This window comes from Paenibacillus macerans (assembly GCF_050565405.1).
Classification (GTDB): domain Bacteria; phylum Bacillota; class Bacilli; order Paenibacillales; family Paenibacillaceae; genus Fontibacillus; species Fontibacillus macerans_B.
On record NZ_JBNYYG010000004.1, the window covers coordinates 165,394 to 179,582 of the forward strand.

Consider the following 14,189-nt stretch of genomic DNA (forward strand, 5'->3'; position numbering starts at 1 on the left):
GGCTTTAAAACGATGGCACCCATTTTGAGGATACGAGGTGAACGAGCTTGATTCGAAAACTGACGATGACTTGTTTCGTTTTGTTATGCACGTTGTCCTTATCCCTTGGCACCACCTCAGCTACTGCACAATCCTCAACGGCAGCAACGCCGAAAAATTCCATCAGCTGGCCGAAATCGCAAGCGCTTCCAAGCTTCGCTAAGGTGAAGCGGCTGGATGTTGCCGATGTTTATGAAGCGCCCGGAGACATCCGGCTGATGCTGGCGACGCTGCAAGGCGTCGTAAACCGGGCCGAACCCCGAATCTATCTGCTGGAGAGCCAGGAAGAAGGCAAAACGACCTGGCTGAACGACCTGCGGGTTCCCTATACGGTTCACGACGATGTTTGGGATCTTGTGAAAAAATACAAAAGTGAAGTCAAAGGCATCATCATCTACGACCCGGAGGTTCCCGACTCGATCAACGTGGCAACCACCTTGGCCGGACTAAAAAGTGCGGTCGTTGCCGGTCCGGAGCTGGCGGCCCAGTTGCAGGCGGCCCCTTATAAGCTGAAAGTGCTCGACGACCTGCGCAGCCGGTTCCAGGACCGTTTGGATGCTTATACGTGGCAATACGAGCATCTCTGGAAGCAAACCACGCACCGGATGCTCATCGGATTAAGTCCCAATACCTCGGTTAGCCTTCCACCTGGATTGCCCGAATCGTTTGGGGTGATCGCGGAAGAAACCGAGCAGATCCGCGACGCAAGCAACAAGGCGGCCTACGATCTGGATTTGACCCGCTATCTGGGCGGGGATTCCGTATTTTTGCGTTTCGATGACGCCTTTACGCAGGACGGCTGGGGCTCGGCCGTTCACGAGATCGTCGTTAAGGCGGACGGCCAAACGATCGCCCAGTTTATTCCCGGAACGCCGGAAGAGGAACCGTTCTTGTACGATCGGCAGGACTCGCAGGTATCCTCCGGAGATGGCGGTCACCGCTTTGCGGATAATGGACGGTATTTCGTCTACCGGTTCACGCCGCCGGCCGGTACGCAGGAACTGACGGCTACCGTCGTCATGTGGAACCAATATAAAGTCTCTGCAGGCAACGTCCAGCCGCCGTCCTCCGAGAAGAAGGAGCCTTACGGCTACCTGCGCGACTATGCCGTCGCCAATAAAGCGATGGTGTTCTGGCTGGAGGTAAATGATCCGGAACAAAAAGTTTTATTCGAGAAAATCATGCAAGACGTCGAGCCGGGCACGCCTTACCTGGGGTGGTTCAGCAACGACGTGGCCGGCGAATTCGGCTCCGTGGAGGTAACGTCCAACCACAGCGTATACGTACTGGCCGCCGACTGGTTCAGCAACTTGACCGTTTTCTCCGGGACTAAGGCGCAGCCGGTCAGAACAAAAACGCCGCGCGCGCCTAAGCTGGAGAATAAAATCTATGTAACCTACACCTTCAGCGAAGGCGACAACTTCCAATACAATCAGCATCGCATGCGGAATTTGTGGGATGATCCGGCACGCGGGCAGGTTCCGATCAACTGGACCTCCAGCCCGTTATTGTACGATGCAGCCCCGGCCATGCTGGGCTATTACCGCCAGACCGCTACCGATAATGACCTGATCATCGCCGGACCTTCCGGAGCCGGCTATTTCTACCCGGAGGCCTGGCCGGAATCGACGTTTGCCGATTTCCTGAAGCAAACCTACAAATACATGCAAAAGTCAGGCATGGGCATCCCTTACGTCCTTAACCGGGTAAACGGCGACAACGTACCGCTAGGCGAATCCTATGCCAAGGCCTATGAGCGTTATTACAAAGCACCTGGTTTATTCCTGAGCTGGGAGGATCGCTATGGCGTAGAAATCCTGCATGATTCGCTTCCCGTCTCTACGATCCAGGGCATTAGCACCGTCCAAGATGGCACGCGCATTCTGGAGGAAGCCAAAGCGAACTGGGACGGGAACTCGCCGCTGTTCGTTTCCCTGGGCTTGTTGGCCTGGAGCCTGACGCCATCGGACGTCGTGGCCATGACCGAAACGCTTGGGCCGGAATATGAAGTCGTCCGGGCAGACCATTATTTCTCCCTTATCCGCGAAGCGGGCGGGTTGTCCGTCAAGCCGCATACGCAAGAAGAAAACGATAGCGAAATCACGCAATCGGAAGAAATCGATTAGTCGTTCATATACGTCAGAGCCCTTTCTTTATCCGTTCATAAGGGATGAAGGAGGGGCTTTTCGTCAGGGAACAACAAGCTTTAACGGCCCGCGAGAGCCGGGCTTATTTTCGGGATGCGCCGTAATCCGTTATCGTAAACTTGATGTCGAAGGTCACCGGCGTATTGCTGAAAACATCGTCCCAATGATCCTCAACCTTTTTCCAGTATTTAGGGTGAACGATGTTTAACCGGTCGCCGAAACCGGCCACATCGGTTCTATACTTCGACTGCATTTTATGCATCGCCGTCTCCAGCATTTGGTTTAGCCTTTTTTCGAATACCTTCTCTGCCTTCTCCAAAAAATCGGTTTTGGACGGATCTTCCTGGGCATCCCAGTTTTCGATTAGCCGCCCCTCCGATTCGATGTTTACATGAAACGATAGCCGATCTTCCTGAATCCTGGGGGTTATTTGGCTCTTTACGTCTTCAATCTCATAAGTGATCGGTTCGTTTCGCCAATCGTAGCTTTTGATAGCCCCGCCATCGACATCGCCTTGAATCCAGGCAATGCTCTCCACGTCCGTTTCGTCCAGCGAACCGATCCATTTGCCGGTCTCCCCCTTGATAATCCCCGCTCCCGAAAATTTCGTCTCGCTGGCGCCCGCGGCAACCTCCTGCAGAAGAAAACTTTGCTTGGAGCCCAGCCTCTCATCCAACATGGTTAGATTAACCTCTTTCATGATTTTGCTGGTTCTGAAGCGGCCTCGCAGCATGTCCCTCAGCTTGAAGGCGGGGGTTTCACCGGGATGTGCCGTTTCCAGCGTATCCCGCGCTAGCCCTCTGCTCAAAAGCACGATGCAGCTCGGGCGAATATCGTTATCGCGAAGCACGAAATCCATCAGTTTGTCGACGCTTTGCTTTCGGGCCAGTTCGGTGGCTACGATGATTACCTTCAGATGGTGGCCGATGACCGTCCGCTCCCGGCGCAGCGAATACTGCCGCATGATCTCAAGCAGCGAATCCCCGGTTTCCGACGTGTTCAGAAATTCGATCGCTTTTCCTTTTTCGGATTGTTGATTGTCGCCGCCTGCCGTTCTCATCGGAACGATCTGGATGGTAGCCGTAATCAGATTTCGTTTGGGATAGTCTCCTTCTTGTTTCTCCAACTCCCGTTCAACGGCCGTCGGTTTTCCCTCGTCCAAAGCCAATCCGATGTACATGCTTAAATCTTCGATTTCTTTGCTGCTCCAACAGCCCGTTTGCACCGCAAGCAATCCGGCGGCCAGGAACAGGGACAGGATACGGCGTCTACGCATGCGGTTTGAGTCCTTTCTTCCGAATAAGGTAAACAACGGTTAACGGCACCGTCACCAAAATGAATATTGAAACGCCGATGTTCCCGACGGCGCTGCCTAGCGTAAATACGTCGTTTACGGTTTTGGAGATAAGGGCGACGATAAAAACCACCGGCATTAGCGCAAAGAGCGCGGTAGGGAATTTGATGCGCAGTATTTTCGATACGCCCAAGGTTGTGCTGAAAAAATAGATGGTGAAATTGCAAAACATCTGCATCATCCAGATCACCAAAAACGGAAATTCAAGACGTTCAAAAAATAAACCGGTGACTTCAAAGCTTCGCAAAAGATCGAGCGTCGGCCAGGTGCTTCTTAGCACGGCGTCGACTGACATGCTTCCGATCACGATTACGGTGGTGCAAAAATATAGAACAAACGGAATGCTCATGCCGGCCAATAACGCTTTGACCGCTTTCTCGGGATGCTGCAAATGGCCAACCAAATACAGGACGACTTCACTGCCCGTAAAGATGAGCAGCGACGATTTCAAGCCTTTGAACACGGGAGGCAAGCCTTCGCCGAGAAAAGGTCGCAGATGATCGATATCAAACGTCCTCATGCTGAACAACAGGCTGAGCAGCAGGATCAGGATGCTCACGGGAAAAATAATTTGAAACAATCGGGCGATGCAGTTGATTCCTCCGGACGCCAAATAAGCTGCCGTCCAGATGAACGGAATAATGACGGCCCATATGGGAGTGCCCTCCAGCAAAAAAAGGATATTTACCTCCGCCAAGGCACGGATCTCAAATCCGGCCAACAGGAGAAAATAAACGATCAGCAGCAGAGACATCACGCTGCCCGGCACCTTCCCGGCGATTTTTTGGGAGAACTCAAAGATCGTGCTCCCAGGAAATTGCTGGCTTAGTTTTACCATAAGCAGCACCGCGAGCATCACGACGGTTCCTCCCAGTAATACGGACAACCATCCATCCGGGGTATGCACTTTTTCGGTGATGTCCCGGGGCAACGTCAGAATGCCGGCCCCCAGGACGCTGTCGGTCATAAAGATGACCGCTTGCGATGAGGTAATTTTGTCGTTAGTGCGAATAAACAATTGAGCCCCTCCTGGCTTCCGGTTTAGGATCTGCGTTGTTTGCGCATCGTCTTCAGCATCTCGGGCCTGCGTCTCATTAACGTCAGGGGCGCGCGGACGAACAAGTCCTTCCAGTCGCGGATGCGGATCGGCGAGATAGGCGTGACATAAGGCACCCCGAAGCTTTCCAGCTTGGTCAGATGGCTGCAAATCAGCAGAAAGAACAGGATCGTTCCGAATATGCCCAGTGCTGCTGCAAAAAACATACCTACGAATCGCAACATACGCAGCGTAATTCCTGCGCTGTACATCGGGATCGAAAAAGAGGCGATCGCGGTGACTGAAACGACAATGACCAGAAACGGACTGACAATGCCTGCCTGTACGGCCGCTTCCCCGATGATCAGCCCGCCGACGATGCCCATCGCGGAGCCGATCGGCCTGGGCAGCCGGACCCCTGCTTCGCGCAAAATCTCGATCGAGATTTCCAGGATCAAAATTTCGATGAATGACGGGAACGGAACCCGATGGCGCGCTTCGATAATCGTGATGGCCAATTCGGTCGGAATCAGCCCGGGATGAAAAGAAATAAATGATATATACATTGAAGGGATCATCAGGGACATAAACGCGGCAATAAAACGCAGCATCCGCAAAAGCGAACCCGCCATCCACCGTTCATAGTAATCTTCCGGAGATTGCAGCAGCATGCTGAAGGTCACCGGTACAATGAGCGCAAACGGCGTCCCGTCCAGGAGGAGCGCGATTCTCCCTTCCATCAGGGAGCTCATGACCCGGTCCGGCCGTTCCGTATTTTGCGCCTGTTGAAAAGGACTTAACATGTCGTCTTCGATGAGCTGTTCAACGTAGCCGGATTCGGCGATGTAATCCAGATCGATTTGGCCGACGCGTTTCTCCACTTCTTTCAGCAAGTCCGGATTCACGATGTTTTTCATATAGACGACCGCCAGGTCCTTCTTGATAACGTTGCCGACAACGTATTTTTTGATTTCCATCTGTTCCGTACGTCCCTGGCGCCGGAGCATCGCCGTATTTTCACTCAGTTCTTCGGTGAACCCCAGCCTAGGACCGCGCAGCAGCGCTTCCGAGGTCGGCTCCGTGATGGATCTGGTTTTCCCGTGAGGCGCGCTCACAAGCAAGGCGTGTGCCATCCCCTCAACCAGCAAGGCCGTATATCCCGCCAGGATCGCCTCATTGAGACTTCGCGTCCCGGTCACTTCGGTCATTTCGGTAACCGGCAACATTTTTTGCTTCAAATAAGAGGCAAGCCCTCCCTTAGGAAGAGGCTTGGCGTGTTGCTCCGCTTCGGAAGCTGCGCTAGGCATCAGCACCTGCATGACATGCGTATCGATCAACTGTTCCTCCTGCATGCCGTCGATATAAACCAGAGTCGCCCGCGCGCCGAACTCCGCAATTTCATACTCCCGAAAATGGACGTCGTCATTGCCGCCGATCGCTTGCTTAACGGACTTGAGATCCGCTTCATAGCCGCCGGACAACGGCGGGTCGAAGCTTTCTCGGGTTGTCGGCGGATCGTCGACGGACGTTGCGCCGACGTTCCCGTCCCCGGAACGTCCATGGTGCCCATTTGTTATGATCGAGCGAAGCCGGCGGTGCAAAGCATAGATGACTATAGGTACAAGCAAAGTGAGCCCCGCCTGCACGAAGATCGTCCAGTCAGGGATGTAAGCCGCGATTCTAGACCACACAAGAATCATCCTAAGAATTTGTTTGTTTTTAATTTCCCCCAAAATTGGAAAAGGATGCAGCAATCAAGCCATCGGCAGCACAAGTGATAAACGTACAACCCATTATTCAGCGGGTCGAATTCATTGTTGGGATAGTTCTAATCGTGAGTTCCTACATGAAAGCTTGTATTACGCTTTTCATATTAAATCAATTCTTTGTACGTATTGGGGGATTGGCAGATTAAAGGACGAGAGGGGGTTTATATTTCCACTGGCTTCCATCAATATGATATGCGCATTTATTTTGCATCGAAGCGAAACCAGATTGACCGAGCATATCACAGTAATCCTTTGGAAGTTGAGCGGGTTTACAGTTCCTTTGCTGCTCGTGGTTGCCGTTCATCTGCTGAGGAAAATGTTTGGCTTAAAAAGACGCTACCCGAGTGAGAAGATCTGCCGTAGCTCAAACTGATCGTGTCGGCAGCCGACTTGATGTCCCCCCCCGACGTGCCAACGCCTGAGCAATGTGCGGCCGTAAGCCGGGCTCCGCCAAGACATTCTTTCTTCCTTGACATTGCCATCCCAGCCGACAAATTTACCGTGGCCCTTTGCGTCTGTCAACGATCGTAGGTCTTAAAATCTAGCAGGTAAAGGAGACCAGGCTCAAAACAAAAAAAAGCTTCAAGGATCTAAATCCAAGAGCTTTAGGGTTATAGATATGATGCCGGTGAAGGAACTCGAACCCACAGTTTCCTCACGATTTTGAGTCGCAAACGGTATTCTACCGTTTGCGGAAACTAAGTCAAAGAAGAGGAATCTAAGACCTGCGAAAAGCCTAGTAAAATCATGTCGCTGCGATACGCTGATATGTTCTCCCAAGGAAAGCGAAATGACATTATCGACGAATTAAAAAAGCTGGAAATTCCGCAGTACGACAAAGAAAATGAAACTTCGTCCCTAACCCGATCAAGAACAGGAGGAGGAACACTATGCTAACAAAGTTTAAAGACCTTGAGCATCGCCAATTTTACGAAGGCAACCAGTTCCACCATCAAAATATCCCTTCTGGCGTTCAATTCGTACAACGGCTATTCCGGGGATAAAGATCGAGATGCCGCTCGAAACTACAGCCGCTATTTTTTGTTCGATTCCCATCTCTTGCCGTATTATTTGCGTGACGCCCACTTTCCTATAATGTCCGGGTTCCTTGAAGTGATTTGTACCAGCCGTCAAGGTAATACTCCATTGCGGTTAGGGCATTTTCCTTAAAATTAACCTGAAAGCCCTTGAACCTTTGTCCGGCAATCGCATGGTGCATCACATCCGGCATACTGGCGATGTTCACATAGCCGACGATGATCGCGTTCTGTGCCCCAAGCAAATGAAAAAAGGCCTCTTCACTAAAAAAACTTACTCGTTCCGTCAGAAGTCGCAACACTGGTTCCAAGGCAGCGGACATGGCCCGAGTAGCTTTGAGCGCCGTTTCTTCATCAATATTTTTCTCCAGAATGGTATTCTTAATTGCACATAATCGAATAAAGACGGAATCCTGCTCTAAAACCCCAGCCATCTCGTCGAGAAAAAAAGCTTTAAATTGTTCATAAGTCATTTTTTTGATGGGATCCAGAACGTTTAGAAAATGGCGAAAACGGATTTCATATTCCAAAAATAGCATTTCCATAAACAGAATTTCTTTCGTTTTGTAATAATAAAATAGTGTTCCGTTAGAAATCTTAGCTGCTTTGGCAATATCGCTCATTTTTATCTCTTCGTATTCCCCGTTTCGATACATCTCCCGGGCGGTGTCCAGAATCATTCTGGCTTTCTCTGCTTTAGCGCTTTCCGTCATGGCTCTCTTCATTGATTAGATACCTCGATTCATTTCCGATGCTTATTTCATCTGACTCATTACTAGCCGGTCAAAGTTTTTGTCCCCCAGCCATTTTCTTAGAAAAATGACGGGTTTCGCCATCTTGCCAACAGCATATCTGGCCTTGGGGCGGCTGGCTTCAATGGCTGTTGAAACCGTATTCGCCACCAGATCAGGAGACGAGCCTCCGCCTGCCGCAGAGGAGTTCTGCGCTGCCTTGGCAATGGAATGTGCCATGTTCTTATATGGACCTTTTCCTGATTGTTTCAATAAGCGTTCGCTCACCAAATTTCCAAATGCAGTCTCAATCGTTCCTGGCTCGATGATAACCACGTCAATACCGAATGGTCTCAGTTCTAATCTCAAGCAATCCGACCAACCTTCCAGTGCATGCTTGCTTGCCGTGTACCAAGCCACCATTGGACCGTACATTTTCCCGGCCACTGAGGAGGTATTAATAATTTTTCCGCCTCGCTGTCTTCTCATATAGGGTACAACAAGCTGCGTAAGTCTGGAAAGACCAAATAGATTTACATCGAACTGATATTTCGCATCATCAAGGCTGACTTCTTCCACACTTCCAAAAAGGCCAAATCCGGCATTGTTGAACAGCACATCGATTTTCCCTTGTTCGCTGACAATTTTTTCGATACACGCCTGCACATGTTCTTCTTTCGTTATGTCCAAGGAGATGGTTACAGCGCCTAAACTTTGAAGTTCCTGCATTTGTTCGACCCGTCTTGCAGCGGCATACACCGTATGACCTTCCGACAGAAGCTTTCGGGCTGTCGCTTTACCGATACCTGATGACGCCCCCGTTATTAGAATTACTTTTTTGCTCATGACAGATTCCTCCACTCAGAAAGTAATAAATCATCAATCGACTTCGAGTCATTGATTTGTAGTCGATTATAATCGATTCAGAGTCAATTGTAAATACGATTTGTTAACTCATTTGTTTGGGCATGCAAAAAGCTCCCAAATCTCCACAAGAGGAACTCAAGAGCTCGTTCGTTGTTATGTTTCACTGGCGAATCTGCTATGTTATTAAGCCCACTTACTTCATTGGAGCGCCTTACGCTGCGTTCGAGACAGCTTCCCAGGTGGCTAAACGATCAGCATAGACGTTACGCGCCAGAGGCAAGACATTCGAGCCGACCGCAAATCGCAATGGAGGTTCCTCTGCGTCCACGATCTTGAGAATGGCTTCTGCTGTCGCTTGCGGATTGCCAAGTTCTTGGTTCAATAGACCCTCGAAAACCTGCTTTCAAAGATCGGCATAGGCGTCCATTTCCGGTGCTAGCTTCCCCGACGACTGAAAATTGGTTCCATAAGCGCTGGGCTGGAGCAGCGTCACCTCTTGACGCCAAAACCTTTGACCTCTTGCGCCAAGCTTTCGTGGAATTCGTCGAGGCGGGAATATCAGGTTTCTTCGAGCCGTGGATTGCTGTGAACCGCGAGCTTATGCACCGAGCCGTAAGTCGCGGTGAAATTCTCGCTTCCGCGGACATTGAGATGGCTTGCCAGGTCGTTACTTCAATGGCGTCTTATCGCGCACTCCTCCAGCGTAAACCGTTCGGCAAGCTTTTCATCACAGCGCTCATCGACGGCGTTCTGCTGCCTGCTCGCAAAAACCCGCTAATATCTCTAAATGGAATGGAGTGATGATGACGAGTACTTGAAAGACGCGCAAGCGACTACAGTTGAACGACGTACAGCCACCTCCCCTTTAGCAAATAGCGCCGCGGTTAACCCCGCAGCGCCTTGGCCTTGTTCTAGAAGAAACAGATAGAGATATTGATTCTGTAGCAACGCAAGTTGTGCAGCTCTATAGCTCTTGAATCCCTTGAACACGTGTTAGCCGTGATCGACATCATGGACGTTATATCGGGCGGTCGTCTAGCGATTTACAACCTGCGACTCGGCATGCAGCGCGTCACGGAAACGCCGGGCGTCACGGATCGGCGGATGACCGAACATTCGCGCGTATTCGCGGCTGAAGTGCGACGGGCTCTCGTACCCGACCTGAAAAGCGGCATCCGCCGCTTCCATCGTTGCGGACAAGAGCAATCGGCGCGCCTCCTGTAGCCGGAGCCGCTTCTGGTATTGGATCGGGCTCATCGCCGTCACTTCCTTGAAGTAGCTGTACAAGGACGAAGCACCCATGCCAGCCTCCTCGGCCAATTCGTTGATGCGCAGGGGCTGCGCGAACTCGCGGTTGATCCGCTCGATCACCTTCGCTATCCGTTGCGCGCAGCTGCCGATCAACGCGAACTGCTTAAGGACAGCCCCCTGTTCGTCCTGCAGCACTCGATAAATAATCTCGCGAACCGCATAAGGAGCCAGCACCGGGATGTCGCACGGAGTATCCAGCAAACGGACCAGCCGCAACGCAGCCTCGTGGAGCCCATCACTCATTCCGCTCACCACCAGGCCCCGCCCGGATTCCCGCTTGGGCTTGACGGCTTGAACGGAGCCGGAAGCCTGGATGACCTCCAGAATTTGATTCATATCGAATTGCAATTGCATGCATAAATAAGGCGCTTCCGGCGAAGCCTCCATAACCTGCCCGGCGATCGGCAAATGCACGGAAGCCGCCAAGTAGGTGCTCGGATCGTACCGATAACGCTCCTCCCCCAACAGGACCACCTTCGAGCCTTGGGCCACGACGCACAGAGAGGGTTCGTAAACCGAATGAACCGGCTCGGATACCCGCGACGAGCGAATCAAACGCAAGGCCGAAATCGCCGTCTCCTGCGTGCCGTCCCGTTTTGCAAACCGCTCGATCGTCTGCGCCAGCTCTTCCCTCCGTGCCACGAACGTTTCTTTCATTTTGACCACCTCCCGTTTTCCGATCTCAGGTCCCCAGTTTATAACGTTTTGGAGGATTTGGCAATCCAAACGCAGTATCCCGCTACCTCCTTCCTTGCGAATTGCGCCATAATGAAGTTGCATTTCGAACACGGAAGGAGAAGGTGCTATGAAAAACGGCAACGCAGATCCGCATCCCTATGTCGGCATGTGGATAACCAGCGACGGCTACGTCCGACATGAACTGCTTCCGAACGGACGATACGACGAAGCCCGAGGCAACCGAAAGAGCGCTTATCAGGGCAGCTACACCATTGACGGGGACCATATCGAATATGTGGATGACACCGGGTTCACGGCCGATGGCGATTTTCGGTACGGGGTGCTTTACCACGGCGGTATGGTGTTCTATCGAGAAAAAAAGGAGAGTTGAATCGACATGTCCGGAATTAATGAAAAAGTAGTGATCATTACGGGGGCCAGCAGCGGAATTGGTGAAGCGACAGCGCGTCTGCTCGCCGAACAGGGTGCGCGCGTCGTCATCGGCGCCAGGCGTGTGGATAGGCTGGAGGCGCTGGCTTCCGACATCCGCGCAGCAGGCGGTACAATCGAACTGCAACCGCTCGACGTGACGGAGCTCGACCAGATGCAAGCGATCGTCCGCCTCGCCCAAGACCGGTTCGGACGCCTTGACGTCATTGTGAGCAACGCCGGCGTCATGCCGCTCTCAGCGCTTGAGGCCTTGAAGATCGACGAATGGAATCGGATGATCGACGTCAACATCCGCGGCGTTCTCCACGGCATCGCCGCCGGGCTTCCTGTCATGAAGCAGCAAGGGTTCGGCCATTTCGTCAACGTGGCCTCCACCGGCGCCTATTCGGTAACCCCGACAGCCGCGGTCTATTGCGCCACCAAATACGCTGTCCGGGCAATCACCGATGGCTTGCGCCAAGAGGTCGGTAACGGCATCCGTGTGACGCTCGTCTCGCCGGGCGTCACCGAATCCGAGTTGGCCGACAGCATCACAGACGAAGAAGCAAAAGAGTTCATGAAAGAGTTTCGCCGCATCACGTTGCCCGCCTCCGCCATCGCCCGCGCCATCTTCTACGCTATCGAGCAACCGGCCGATGTCGACGTTAACGAACTCGTCGTCCGGCCGACCACGTGGACGGCTAATTAGTACGCCACCATCAAGCTCAGCGTAACCACAAGAAGACGCCCGGTTTTATCGGGCGTCTTCGCTACGGTGTACTTTTCCGACCGGACGCCCGCGAAAAAGCTTAGCTTGGCGATGGCGAGCAATGGCACATCGCATCCAGCAAAGAAACCTTGGATTTTCTCCATAATCGAAACGACCCTGAAACACAAAAAAGCCCTAAGGACGATGATCCTTAAGAGCTTGATTTCATAGTTGATGCCGGTGAAGGGACTCGAACCCCCACGGTTTCCCTCACGATTTTGAGTCGCGCGCGTCTGCCAATTCCGCCACACCGGCATATATAAAATTGTTCAAAAGTGCGGAAGACCAGACTTGAACTGGTACGGTAGTCACCTACCGCAGGATTTTAAGTCCTGTGCGTCTGCCGATTCCGCCACTCCCGCAGATGAGTAAATGGAGGCGCCACCCAGACTCGAACTGGGGATAAAGCTTTTGCAGAGCTGTGCCTTACCACTTGGCTATGGCGCCATAATATAAAAATGGAGCGGACGACGGGAATCGAACCCGCGACCCTCGCCTTGGCAAGGCGATGCTCTACCGCTGAGCCACGTCCGCTTAAACTGGGGATATAGGATTCGAACCTATGCATGACGGAGTCAAAGTCCGTTGCCTTACCGCTTGGCTAATCCCCAATATTTGATTGTTAAGATAAAAATGGGGCGATCGATGGGACTTGAACCCACGAATGCCGGAGCCACAATCCGGTGCGTTAACCCCTTCGCCACGACCGCCATAAAGAAATATTCATTTGTTTGAAAAGTGGCAGGGGCAGCAGGAATTGAACCCACACCAAAGGTTTTGGAGACCTTTGTTCTACCTTTAAACTATGCCCCTATATTAGGTAAAACTGGTGGAGGCTGATGGATTCGAACCACCGAACTCGTCAGAGAACAGATTTACAGTCTGCTGCGTTTGGCCACTTCGCTAAGCCTCCATGTGGTGCCGGCGAGAGGACTTGAACCCCCAACCTACTGATTACAAGTCAGTTGCTCTACCAGTTGAGCTACACCGGCTTTTCAATTGTCAGGTTTTACAATGGTGGCTCGGGACGGAATCGAACCGCCGACACGAGGATTTTCAGTCCTCTGCTCTACCGACTGAGCTACCGAGCCTTACATATGAGTTTTAAATGGCGGAGCCGACGGGATTCGAACCCGCGGTCTCCTGCGTGACAGGCAGGCATGTTAGGCCTCTACACCACGGCTCCACACTAGTTAAAACAATTGCGGGGGCAGGATTTGAACCTGCGGCCTTCGGGTTATGAGCCCGACGAGCTACCGGGCTGCTCCACCCCGCGTCAGTAAAAGGTTTTATTATGGGGTCCCCGAAAAGTAATCGGACTATACTTCAGAGACTCAACTTCACTTCTTGGGGTGAAGTTTATATGGTGGAGGCTGAGGGGATCGAACCCCCGACCCTCTGCTTGTAAGGCAGATGCTCTCCCAGCTGAGCTAAGCCTCCATGGGAAAAGACAATTTTTATTGTACCAGATAGCACGACTACAAATCAAGTTAGCTGGTAAATAAAATGGTGACCCGTAGGGGATTCGAACCCCTGTTACCTCCGTGAAAGGGAGGTGTCTTAACCCCTTGACCAACGGGCCGCAACATGTATGCTGGGGTCCCCGGAAAGCAATCGGAAACTCCATCTTAGATAACACTTCACTTTTTAGGGTAAAGTGGCGGAGAGAGAGGGATTCGAACCCTCGAGACGCTTGTGACGCCTACACGATTTCCAATCGTGCTCCTTCGGCCAACTCGGACACCTCTCCATATATGGCTCCCCGAACAGGACTCGAACCTGTGACAACTCGATTAACAGTCGAGTGCTCTACCAACTGAGCTATCAGGGAACATTATTAAGTTTCAAGGTTTAATCCTTGAAAACTGGATACGAAACGAATTTGCGCGTTAGCCTCCTGAAGTGCTCTGCTCGGCTTGTTCAGCCTGACGCCACTCTTTGGAGTTATTTTGGATAAGCCCTCGACCGATTAGTACCTGTCAGCTCCATGCATTGCTGCACTTCCACCTCAGGCCTATCAAC

Annotated in this window: 12 protein-coding genes and 16 tRNA genes; 5 read left to right on the forward strand and 23 right to left on the reverse strand. The window is 52.0% G+C overall.

The genetic code is table 11. The features are described from left to right. Window positions 1-47 precede the first annotated feature (47 nt). On the forward strand, window positions 48-2,165 hold the full coding sequence (locus ACQ4N8_RS05460) for a GxGYxYP domain-containing protein (RefSeq protein ID WP_430703334.1): 2,118 nt from the start codon (window positions 48-50) through the stop codon (window positions 2,163-2,165). Between the two features lie 103 nt (window positions 2,166-2,268). Here the strand turns inward: ACQ4N8_RS05460 and ACQ4N8_RS05465 are convergent, their stop codons facing one another. From ACQ4N8_RS05465 to ACQ4N8_RS05475, 3 genes are read right to left on the reverse strand one after another with little or no spacing between them, the layout of a single operon-like run. Next, on the reverse strand, window positions 2,269-3,462 hold the full coding sequence (locus ACQ4N8_RS05465; RefSeq protein WP_430703335.1) for a Ger(x)C family spore germination protein: 1,194 nt from the start codon (window positions 3,460-3,462) through the stop codon (window positions 2,269-2,271). Then, window positions 3,455-4,558: a GerAB/ArcD/ProY family transporter gene (locus ACQ4N8_RS05470; RefSeq protein ID WP_430703336.1), complete on the reverse strand. Its 1,104-nt coding sequence runs from the start codon at window positions 4,556-4,558 to the stop codon at window positions 3,455-3,457. Before ACQ4N8_RS05470 ends, ACQ4N8_RS05465 begins: the two co-directional genes overlap by 8 nt. Window positions 4,559-4,581: 23 nt before the next feature. Then, the gene (locus ACQ4N8_RS05475) at window positions 4,582-6,267 is read right to left on the reverse strand and encodes a spore germination protein (protein WP_430703337.1); all 1,686 of its coding nucleotides are present in this window, start codon (window positions 6,265-6,267) and stop codon (window positions 4,582-4,584) included. 990 nt (window positions 6,268-7,257) lie between these two features. Between ACQ4N8_RS05475 and ACQ4N8_RS05480 the strand changes: the two genes are divergently transcribed. Continuing rightward, the gene (locus tag ACQ4N8_RS05480; protein WP_430703338.1) at window positions 7,258-7,515 is read left to right on the forward strand and encodes a DUF6075 family protein; all 258 of its coding nucleotides are present in this window, start codon (window positions 7,258-7,260) and stop codon (window positions 7,513-7,515) included. Here the strand turns inward: ACQ4N8_RS05480 and ACQ4N8_RS05485 are convergent. Both ACQ4N8_RS05485 and ACQ4N8_RS05490 read right to left on the reverse strand, forming a co-directional pair. Then, a complete protein-coding gene (locus ACQ4N8_RS05485; RefSeq protein ID WP_430703339.1) occupies window positions 7,436-8,107 on the reverse strand; it encodes a TetR family transcriptional regulator in 672 nt (223 codons plus the stop codon). The two genes, ACQ4N8_RS05480 and ACQ4N8_RS05485, sit on opposite strands and share 80 nt — an antisense overlap. A 30-nt stretch (window positions 8,108-8,137) precedes the next feature. Beyond that, window positions 8,138-8,959, reverse strand: coding sequence for an oxidoreductase (locus tag ACQ4N8_RS05490; protein ID WP_430703340.1), 822 nt, complete (start codon window positions 8,957-8,959; stop codon window positions 8,138-8,140). 621 nt (window positions 8,960-9,580) lie between these two features. Between ACQ4N8_RS05490 and ACQ4N8_RS05495 the strand changes: the two genes are divergently transcribed. Beyond that, entirely contained in the window at window positions 9,581-9,781 is a 201-nt protein-coding gene (locus ACQ4N8_RS05495; protein ID WP_430703351.1) for a TetR-like C-terminal domain-containing protein, read from the forward strand. 234 nt (window positions 9,782-10,015) lie between these two features. Here ACQ4N8_RS05495 and ACQ4N8_RS05500 read toward each other — a convergent pair whose 3' ends face one another. Next, window positions 10,016-10,948, reverse strand: a complete 933-nt coding sequence (locus ACQ4N8_RS05500) for an AraC family transcriptional regulator (protein WP_430703341.1) — start codon at window positions 10,946-10,948, stop codon at window positions 10,016-10,018. Between the two features lie 148 nt (window positions 10,949-11,096). Between ACQ4N8_RS05500 and ACQ4N8_RS05505 the strand changes: the two genes are divergently transcribed. Together ACQ4N8_RS05505 and ACQ4N8_RS05510 are read left to right on the forward strand one after the other, a co-directional pair. Next, the gene (locus ACQ4N8_RS05505) at window positions 11,097-11,360 is read left to right on the forward strand and encodes an Atu4866 domain-containing protein (RefSeq protein WP_430703342.1); all 264 of its coding nucleotides are present in this window, start codon (window positions 11,097-11,099) and stop codon (window positions 11,358-11,360) included. A 6-nt stretch (window positions 11,361-11,366) separates the two neighbouring features. Further along, window positions 11,367-12,107: an SDR family oxidoreductase gene (locus ACQ4N8_RS05510; RefSeq protein ID WP_430703343.1), complete on the forward strand. Its 741-nt coding sequence runs from the start codon at window positions 11,367-11,369 to the stop codon at window positions 12,105-12,107. Here the strand turns inward: ACQ4N8_RS05510 and ACQ4N8_RS05515 are convergent. The 17 genes from ACQ4N8_RS05515 to ACQ4N8_RS05595 form a co-directional block, all read right to left on the reverse strand. Further along, complete coding sequence (locus ACQ4N8_RS05515; RefSeq protein WP_430703344.1) at window positions 12,104-12,271, reverse strand: hypothetical protein; 168 nt, start codon at window positions 12,269-12,271, stop codon at window positions 12,104-12,106. The genes ACQ4N8_RS05510 and ACQ4N8_RS05515 overlap by 4 nt on opposite strands. 71 nt (window positions 12,272-12,342) lie before the next feature. Continuing rightward, a tRNA-Leu gene (locus tag ACQ4N8_RS05520) sits at window positions 12,343-12,422 on the reverse strand. Window positions 12,423-12,443: 21 nt separating this feature from the next. Then, window positions 12,444-12,529: transfer RNA gene (locus ACQ4N8_RS05525), tRNA-Leu, on the reverse strand. Between the two features lie 11 nt (window positions 12,530-12,540). Beyond that, a tRNA-Cys gene (locus ACQ4N8_RS05530) sits at window positions 12,541-12,614 on the reverse strand. Window positions 12,615-12,626: 12 nt separating this feature from the next. Further along, window positions 12,627-12,701 (reverse strand) — tRNA-Gly (locus ACQ4N8_RS05535). A gap of 5 nt (window positions 12,702-12,706) precedes the next feature. Further along, window positions 12,707-12,778 (reverse strand) — tRNA-Gln (locus ACQ4N8_RS05540). Window positions 12,779-12,801: 23 nt separating this feature from the next. Continuing rightward, window positions 12,802-12,877: transfer RNA gene (locus ACQ4N8_RS05545), tRNA-His, on the reverse strand. A gap of 29 nt (window positions 12,878-12,906) precedes the next feature. After that, window positions 12,907-12,980 (reverse strand) — tRNA-Trp (locus tag ACQ4N8_RS05550). 14 nt (window positions 12,981-12,994) lie between these two features. Further along, window positions 12,995-13,080 (reverse strand) — tRNA-Tyr (locus ACQ4N8_RS05555). A 3-nt stretch (window positions 13,081-13,083) separates the two neighbouring features. Then, window positions 13,084-13,159: transfer RNA gene (locus ACQ4N8_RS05560), tRNA-Thr, on the reverse strand. Window positions 13,160-13,182: 23 nt separating this feature from the next. Beyond that, window positions 13,183-13,258, reverse strand: a tRNA-Phe gene (locus tag ACQ4N8_RS05565). An 18-nt stretch (window positions 13,259-13,276) separates the two neighbouring features. After that, window positions 13,277-13,353, reverse strand: a tRNA-Asp gene (locus ACQ4N8_RS05570). Between the two features lie 16 nt (window positions 13,354-13,369). Continuing rightward, window positions 13,370-13,443 (reverse strand) — tRNA-Met (locus tag ACQ4N8_RS05575). Between the two features lie 88 nt (window positions 13,444-13,531). Next, a tRNA-Val gene (locus ACQ4N8_RS05580) sits at window positions 13,532-13,607 on the reverse strand. Between the two features lie 67 nt (window positions 13,608-13,674). Beyond that, window positions 13,675-13,749: transfer RNA gene (locus ACQ4N8_RS05585), tRNA-Glu, on the reverse strand. Between the two features lie 76 nt (window positions 13,750-13,825). After that, window positions 13,826-13,917: transfer RNA gene (locus tag ACQ4N8_RS05590), tRNA-Ser, on the reverse strand. A 5-nt stretch (window positions 13,918-13,922) separates the two neighbouring features. Continuing rightward, window positions 13,923-13,998, reverse strand: a tRNA-Asn gene (locus ACQ4N8_RS05595). Between the last annotated feature and the right edge of the window lie 191 nt (window positions 13,999-14,189).